The sequence below is a fragment of the Miniphocaeibacter sp. genome (genome assembly GCF_049276255.1).
Classification (GTDB): Bacteria; Bacillota; Clostridia; order Tissierellales; family Peptoniphilaceae; genus Miniphocaeibacter.
In genome coordinates this window covers 1-2193 of sequence record NZ_JBASWB010000031.1, presented here as the reverse complement: position 1 = coordinate 2193, position 2193 = coordinate 1, and the positions used below count along the sequence as shown (strand labels likewise).

Genomic DNA, 2193 nt, shown 5'->3' with positions numbered 1-2193 from the left:
ATACTATGGACTGTAATTTTAGCAATGGAAGGATTGAAGGTATTAATAATAAGATTAAGTTAATTAAAAGAGTTTCTTATGGTTATCGTAGTTTTGATAATTTCAGATTAAGGATTATGTTATGTTTCCATAAGTTTAAGTTTAAAGGTTTTGAAAATGAAATAGCGGCTCAAGCTTCTTAGCTTGAACCGAAAATATTATTATTTTCTTCATCAACACTATTTGACAAAGAGCCGTAGTTTCCTACAGGGAGTCTTTGAAATTCAAAATTTACTTATCTCTACTATTTTCTACTAGTGTTTGTAAGGTTGTTTCTACTGCATCATTAACAGAATTTATTCCACCTGTTATATAGGCTGTTTCAATGTTTTTAATTCCACCTATATAAGTTTTTTGGCTTGATGTTAATTCATCTGCCTTTGATAATATTATAGCTGCATTCTTTGCATATGCTAACGGACCAGCTGTTAAAGCATCTGGTGATTTATAAGCATTTGCAACTACAACTGTTTTAACATTAGCTTGAGTTAATTTTTCAGCTATAGCTACTGATGTTTCAAATCTGTCTGAACCAGAAATTCTTCTTTCACTTGTAAATGTAAGGTCTGTTCCGTTAATTACTTTTTCAGCAACTGTTTGTGGTCCACCAATTATAGTAGCTTTTGTTATTCCAATAGCTTTTAAACCAGCCTTAACTTCTGAAGTTAGAACATTTCCATTTGTTAAAACTATTGGCATTTTATTTTCTGTTGCATAAGTTGATGCTGCTAAAGCATCTACATCTTTTTCATTTGTACCATTTGCTATTATTACACCATTAGTATAACCTCTGTCCTTTAAATTAAGAGCCACTTCTATTGAAGTTTCATAACGGTCCTTACCATAAATTCTACCAGTTGTTACCCCTTCTTTTACTGCCTTTAATTCCGTAACTAAATTTTCAGAAACAGAATTTACTCCACCAACTACATATATTTTATTAACACCATTGTCCCTAATATAGTCTCTTACACCTTGAATTGCAGAATTGTCTCTTACTAAGAGTATTGGAGCTTCTAATGCATTTGCCAAAGGTCCTGCTGCCAAAGCATCTGCTGAAACTTGTCCATTAGCTACAATTAGATTCTCTGAAGTTGGATAAGCTTTCTGAGCTATTTCAACTGCAGTTTCATAACGGTCATCTCCTGCTAGTCTTTTAATCTTATCAGTTTCTGGTTTTTTCTTCAATTCAAAATTTACTTCTAAATTTTCTTCTAGTTTAAATTCATAAAAAGACAAGGCTTCTTCCTTATCTTTTTCATGTATTGCATAACCTGCTGGTACATTTTTAAATTTTAATTCATAATCTATACCTTTGGTTAATTTTGTTTCTACTCCTAACTTAAAATCTTCAACGAAAGGTGTTGTTTTTCCTTTCTCATAGATTTCAGCTTTGATATCATCTTCAATACCTTCTGGTTTTTCTATAGTAGCTTTAAATTCTGCAGTTGGTTTAGTAGTTAATTCAATAACAAAGTTGTGATTAGCTCCAATAGCTATAATTTTAAAATCATCTTCTTCTTTTAGTGGAAGATATTCATCTGCAACAACAGATTTAATTTCGTACTTGCTTCCGGATATAATTGTGTATGTTTCTCTACTTACTAATTTCTTATCCTCTGAATTAAAATCATAAAGCTCTCCAGTTTCCTCAGATTTTAATTTTAAACCATATTTATTTAACACATTTTGAGTAATTGCTTCTCCTATGTCTTTTCCATCAACTTTTAAGCTCACTAATGAAGCTTTTACAGTTTCCTTTGTTTCATCTGCTTTTGAAACAGTTCCTACAAAAATAGAAAAAACCATTACAAATGCTAACAAAAAACTTGTTATTCTTTTTGTTCTTAACATAATTTCCTCCTTATTCCTTATATAGTACATGTTAACATAAAATTAAATAAAAAAAAGTTATGAAAAATAGGCAAAGAATAGGTATTATATAATACCTATTACAGATTAAGGACAAAAGGCATTTTTATTATTTCATGTGTCTACTATATAGGGAGCATATCATTTCCAATATCTTTTTAGTCTTTTATATTCAATAGAGGAAGTATTAAACTCTTTCATTATTTCAATCCTTGTTTTTAATAAAGCCCTACCTAAAAGATTTACAATATGAAACTTATCTAAAACAATTTCAGCATTAGG

The 2193-nt window shown here is 29.9% G+C and carries 2 protein-coding genes and 1 pseudogene; 1 reads left to right on the top strand and 2 read right to left on the bottom strand.

The genetic code is table 11. The annotated features are described in order from the left end of the window. Nucleotides 1-182: transposase (locus WAO56_RS03130; RefSeq protein ID WP_422146227.1), on the top strand; the 182-nt coding region annotated here is incomplete at its 5' end. A gap of 88 nt (nucleotides 183-270) precedes the next feature. Here WAO56_RS03130 and WAO56_RS03125 read toward each other — a convergent pair. Together WAO56_RS03125 and WAO56_RS03120 are read right to left on the bottom strand one after the other, a co-directional pair. Next, nucleotides 271-1893, bottom strand: a complete 1623-nt coding sequence (locus tag WAO56_RS03125) for a cell wall-binding repeat-containing protein (RefSeq protein ID WP_422146252.1) — start codon at nucleotides 1891-1893, stop codon at nucleotides 271-273. Nucleotides 1894-2055: 162 nt separating this feature from the next. Next, nucleotides 2056-2193: pseudogene (locus WAO56_RS03120) on the bottom strand (transposase); the annotation flags it as partial.